The organism is Acinetobacter sp. GN11, assembly GCF_054823985.1.
The window spans coordinates 1-6,135 of sequence record NZ_JRVL01000130.1; the positions used below are offsets into that span (position 1 = coordinate 1).

Genomic DNA, 6,135 nt, shown 5'->3' on the forward strand with positions numbered 1-6,135 from the left:
AATTTTTTAACTAGCCTAAAATATGTTTTTAGATATTGTATAAATATGAACTTTAAAAAAATTTATTTACTTCGAAAACGACTAAGCAAAATGAGCACCTTGAGACTCAATGAGCTGATCGACCTGAACAGGCATTCCCAATAAATAACCTTGGAATTGCTGACATCCTAAACGGGTTAAAATCTCAACCTGCTGCTGAGTTTCCACGCCTTCTGCCGTTACGGTTAAACCTAACTTTTTAGCTAAATGAATAATACTTTCTAGAATAACTTCTTCTTTTGAACCCGGTTTTAAATCAACAATAAAGCCACGGTCAATTTTCAATTCATCTACAGGTAAATCTTTTAAATATAAGAAGCTCGAATGCCCTGTTCCAAAATCATCAATGGCAACACGAATTCCCATGTCACGTAAGCGCTCACAAGCTCGGATACTCAAATCAATATGCCGCATTGCAGTTGATTCAGTAATCTCAACAATTAAGTGGTGAGGTTGAATTTGATATTTTTTTAATAATGCTTCGAGCGTACTAAATAACTTTTTATTTTCAAATTGTAGTGCCGATAAGTTCACAGCGACTGGATAAAATGGTGTGTTACTGCGCTCCCACTCCTGAATTTGCAGGCAAGCTTGCTCAAGCGCCCAATATCCCATTGGAATGATCAAACCCGTTTTTTCAGCACCTTCAATGAACATATGCGGTGTAAGTATTCCTAAAGCTGGATGATTCCAGCGGATTAAAGCTTCAACTCCACAAACTTCTAGATTCGTATTAAATTTAGGCTGGTAATATAAGATGAACTGTTTTTCTTCTACGGCTTTATAAAGATCATTGATCAGTTTTGACTGACTTCTTGTTTCTTGCTGATGAGTTGAGTAACTAAAGATTGTATAGGTATTTCTACCTTGTTCTTTAGACATGAGCATGGCGGCATCAGCATTCATGAGTAAATCCTGAACATTCTGTCCATGCTCAGGAAAAAGTGCCACGCCCAAACTTGCAGAAATATTAATTTCCTTGCCAGAAATTTGATAACTTTCCTGAATCAGTTGTAAAACTTTCTCAGCTAAAACAACTGCTTCGTCTGCATTTGTATTTTCTGCAATAAGCAAAAACTCATCACCACCAATTCTAAGTAGCTTACATTTTTCATTGAGTTGCCAATGTAAACGGTTCGCCATTTGAATGAGTAGTTGATCACCGACATGATGCCCGAATGCGTCATTCACCGATTTAAATCGGTCTAAATCAATATATAAAAAAGCAATTTTCTGGTCTTTATATCGATGATCTGAGAGTAATACTTCAGCATAATCAACCAAATAAAGGCGGTTTGGTAGTTTAGTTAAATTATCTTGTATTGAGAGATTAGCTAATTCTTTATTTGCCTTACGTAACTCTAAATTTTGTTGAGTGAGCCGTTGCTCCAACATCGCAACAATAAAACTTGCTACGAGTACCAGACACGTGACTAAAATAATCGTAAATAATAATAAGTCATGCTCTGCCTGATATTGGCTAATAAATTTATCAGTAATATTTGTCGCAATCAGCGCCGTATAATGCATTCCCATAATACTTAAGGTCATCATAACCGAAAATGCGATTTTTAAAGTTAGACGATGACGTTCGGTATCTTTTAATTTATAGGCCAATAAAAATGCCAGCCCTGAACCGCTCATCGCAATTAATATAGAAAATAGTAACAAGAAAGAGGTGTAGTCTTTTTTATAGACATTAATATTCCAGCCCAACATACTAATGTAATATGAAGCTGAAATTCCGATTCCCATAATAATAGAACTTAAAATGAGCCTGAACAAAGGGAGCGTAAAACGTGAAGTCAACCACATAGCAATGCCCGATAGCAAAGCACTCATGGCAAATGAAACAGTGATTAAAGGAATATTCGAGTTGACTGTTTCAAACAGATGATACGCTTGTATACCGATAATATGAACAATGCTAATTGCTGATGCGAGTAATAAACCATTGATGAATAAAATTAAGGGCTCAAATTTCTTATAAACTTTTTTGAATATTAATTGCTCCATGGAAATCACAAGATAGCAAATGAAGCCAGCTGCAAAAAAAGAGCCGACGATCAATGTGCTATCGTAATCAACATGACCCATAGTGGACTTCCATGATTATTCAATACTTTTTTTTATTTTGTTCAACTCATTGCCCAAAATACAATTAAAAATTAAACACGTTAAAAAATTTTAGTAAATTTGACTTTTTAGCCAGTTATAAACAATAACACTATCTATCTTTTGGTCAAGTATTTTTTACTTTATAAATCAATAGAGTAACCAAAAATTAAGCAGCCAATTATATGAAAAATATAGAATTTCTTTAATCTAGTCAAGTTCACTCACTCGCTCTTTTCATATTCAAATAAAAACAGTATAAAAAAAGAACCCTGCTTAGTAGCAGGGTTCTTTTGAAGCTTTAGAAAAAGAAAATTAGTTCTTTTCTTTGTCTACGATTTTGTTTGCTTGAATCCAAGGCATCATTGAACGTAACTTATTACCAGTTACTTCAATACCATGCGCTGCATTTTGACGACGACGAGCAGTCATAGATGGGTAGTTTAATGCACCCTCTTGAATGAACATCTTCGCATATTCACCAGATTGAATACGTTTCAACGCATTACGCATTGCTTCACGAGACTGTTCGTTAATTACTTCAGTACCAGTTACATATTCACCATACTCAGCATTATTAGATACTGAGTAGTTCATGTCAGCGATACCGCCTTCGAACATCAAGTCAACGATCAATTTAAGTTCGTGTAAACATTCGAAGTAAGCCATTTCTGGTGCATAACCAGCTTCAACTAAAGTTTCGAAGCCCATTTTCACGAGTTCAACTGCACCGCCACAAAGAACTGCTTGCTCACCGAATAAGTCAGTTTCAGTTTCTTCACGGAATGAAGTTTCGATAATACCAGTACGGCCGCCACCTACGCCTGAAGCATAAGAAAGAGCAACGTTACGTGCATTACCAGAAGCATCTTGGTGAATTGCGATAAGGTCAGGAACACCTGAACCACGTTGGTATTCAGAACGAACTGTGTGACCAGGTGCTTTAGGAGCAACCATGATTACATCTAAATCTTTACGTGGAACAACTTGGTTATAAAGAATTGAGAAACCATGAGCAAATGCAAGAGTTGCACCTTCTTTGATGTTTGGCTCAATCACGTCACGGTAAAGTTGTGATTGGAATTCATCTGGAGTCAAAATCATTACGAGGTCAGCTTGCTTAACAGCAGCAGGTACTTCTGCAACTTTAAGACCAGCATTTTCAGCTTTCTTCCAAGAAGCTGAACCTGCACGTAAACCTACAGTTACGTCTACGCCTGAGTCTTTAAGGTTAAGTGCATGAGCATGACCTTGAGAGCCGTAACCAACAATCGCTACTTTCTTGCCTTGGATGATTGATAAGTCACAGTCTTTATCGTAAAAAATTTGCATTTGTGTTCTCCGCTAAAATACTTTTAAAAAATTAAATGGCTAATACTTTTTCGCCACGGGCGATACCAGATACACCTGAACGAACGACTTCTAGAATAGTGTTTTCTGCAAGCGCATCGATAAAACCATCTAATTTTTCAGTTGTCCCTGCTATTTGAATGGTATAGGTAGTTGGTGTCACGTCGACAATTTGCGCACGGAAAATATCCGCTGTTCGCTTAATTTCAGCACGTGAAGCGCCCAACGCTTTTACTTTAATCAACATCAGTTCACGCTCAATGTGCGAACCTTCTGATAAATCTACTACTTTTACAACTTCAACAAGTTTGTTGAGCTGCTTTGTAATCTGTTCAATCTTATGGTCATCACCATAAGTGGTTAACGTCAAACGTGATAAAGTTGGGTCTTCGGTTGGAGCTACATTCAACGTCTCAATGTTATAGTTACGTTGACTGAACAAACCCACCAAACGAGAAAGCGCACCAGCTTCGTTTTCAACGAGTACAGAAATAATATGTCTCATTATGTACGCTCCCCTTTACCTAACCACATATCCTTCATGGACTGACCTGCGATCAGCATCGGATAAACATGTTCTGTACGATCAACCATGACATTAATGAATACACATTTATCATTAATTGCCATTGCTTCAGCAAGCTTCGACTCTAGTTCATCAGCATGATCAATTTGGATACCAACATGACCATAAGCTTCCATTAACTTGCCAAAATCAGGTAATGATTCAACATATGAGCTTGAGTGACGGCCTTCATAGTTCATATCTTGCCACTGTTTAACCATACCTAAAGCACGGTTATTCAAGCACAAGATCTTCACGTTCATACCGTATTGCTTACAAGTTGAAAGCTCTTGAATACACATCTGAATTGAAGCTTCACCGGTAATACAAACTACCTGTTGATCTGGGAAAGCTAACTTAGCTGCCATTGCATAAGGCAAACCTACGCCCATGGTGCCTAATCCGCCTGAGTTAATCCATTGACGTGGACGTTTGTACTTGTAGTACAACGCGCCAAACATTTGGTGTTGACCCACATCAGAAGTAATGATGGCATCACCATTAGTCGCTTTATATAAAGCTTCAACAACTTGCTGTGGCTTCATTGTGCCATCAGCTAGTGTTTCATACTTCAAGCCATGAACTTTACGCCATTCATTAATTTGATCCCACCATGCAGCAATTGCTTCAGGGTTAGGCTTAGACACATTCAATTGTTTCAACTGCGTCAACATTTCCTGAAGTACAGGCTCAACCGCCCCTACAATTGGAATGTGCGCCATGATCGTTTTTGAAATGCTCGCTGGATCAATATCAACATGAATAACTTTTGCGTTCACACAGAATTTTGCAGGATTATTGGTTACGCGATCATCAAAACGAGCACCAATTGCAAGAATGACATCAGCATTATGCATCGCCATGTTTGCTTCATAAGTACCGTGCATTCCCAACATGCCCACGAATTGTGGATCATCGCCAGGAAAACCACCAAGACCCATAAGTGTATTTGTCACTGGGTAGCCCAACAAATGAGCGAGTTCAGTCAATAATGCTGATGCATTACCTTGAACAACACCACCACCTGTATAAATTACAGGGCGTTTAGCACTTAAAAGCTCATCAATCGCTTTGCGAATTTGACCAGAATGACCGCGTGAAGGTGGTTGATAAGAACGCATCTTCACTTTTTCAGGATATTCGTACGCAAATTTTTCTGCAGGATTTGTCGCATCTTTTGGAATATCAACTACAACAGGGCCAGGACGACCGCTTGATGCGATATAAAATGCTTTTTTGATAATTGCAGGAATTTCACTTGCATGACGAACTTGGAAGCTGTGTTTCACGATAGGGCGTGAAATACCCACCATATCAGTTTCTTGGAAAGCGTCTTCACCAATAAGATGTGATGCAACTTGGCCAGACAAAATCACCATTGGGATTGAGTCCATATAAGCTGTTGCAATTGGAGTCACAGTATTAGTTGCGCCAGGTCCAGAAGTGACCAGTACTACGCCAGTCTTACCTGTAGCACGCGAGTAAGCATCTGCCATATGACCAGCAGCTTGTTCATGACGTACGAGGTAATGATTAATTTTGTCTTGTTGAAATAGCGCATCATAAATATGTAATACAGCGCCGCCTGGATAACCAAAAACATGTTCAACGCCTTCGTCCGCAAGAGCACGAACGAGCATTTCACCACCAGATAAAAGTTCCAACGTGATTCACCCTAAAATCTTTATCACTATTTATGGAAGGCACAAATAGTGTTTCATTCATTGAATTGTCTGCACTGTTATAGCACACATATTGTCTAGTTTTCGTTGCAATAGAAAAATTTCTGTTTTTCAGCCGTATAAGCTTTTTTAACATTAATAAAGCATGTCTGGATATACATACTTTAAGTAAAATCAATCTCTCGGCTAGAGAGAATGTCTATTACAAAACATGACGGTTATTCGAAGGGTGATCAAATAATCGCATATAAAACTAAAGGAGCATTTTTGTTGTTTAATTCACTAAAGTCAAGATTAAAGAAAAGGTTTTTCCATAAAAAAATTTAGCTGCTTCTTTTTTAATCTAAAATTAAATCGTAAATTTGGTAGTTCTACCCTCTATTT

The 6,135-nt window shown here is 37.9% G+C and carries 4 protein-coding genes; all 4 read right to left on the minus strand.

The window, feature by feature from the left end; translation table 11 throughout:
* Nucleotides 1-81: 81 nt before the first annotated feature.
* The 4 genes from NL42_RS12110 to NL42_RS12125 all read right to left on the minus strand — a co-directional run bounded on the left by NL42_RS12110 (nucleotide 82) and on the right by NL42_RS12125 (nucleotide 5,733).
* Nucleotides 82-2,136 carry a bifunctional diguanylate cyclase/phosphodiesterase gene (locus tag NL42_RS12110; RefSeq protein WP_461312932.1) on the minus strand — a complete coding sequence of 685 codons (2,055 nt, stop codon included), beginning with the start codon at nucleotides 2,134-2,136 and terminating at the stop codon, nucleotides 82-84.
* 333 nt (nucleotides 2,137-2,469) lie between these two features.
* Nucleotides 2,470-3,486: a ketol-acid reductoisomerase gene (ilvC, locus tag NL42_RS12115; protein WP_199965949.1), complete on the minus strand. Its 1,017-nt coding sequence runs from the start codon at nucleotides 3,484-3,486 to the stop codon at nucleotides 2,470-2,472.
* Nucleotides 3,487-3,517: 31 nt separating this feature from the next.
* Nucleotides 3,518-4,009: an acetolactate synthase small subunit gene (gene ilvN / locus NL42_RS12120; RefSeq protein WP_001215920.1), complete on the minus strand. Its 492-nt coding sequence runs from the start codon at nucleotides 4,007-4,009 to the stop codon at nucleotides 3,518-3,520.
* Nucleotides 4,009-5,733 carry an acetolactate synthase 3 large subunit gene (locus NL42_RS12125; RefSeq protein WP_336166051.1) on the minus strand — a complete coding sequence of 575 codons (1,725 nt, stop codon included), beginning with the start codon at nucleotides 5,731-5,733 and terminating at the stop codon, nucleotides 4,009-4,011. The genes ilvN and NL42_RS12125 overlap by 1 nt, the downstream gene beginning before the upstream one ends.
* Nucleotides 5,734-6,135 lie beyond the last annotated feature (402 nt).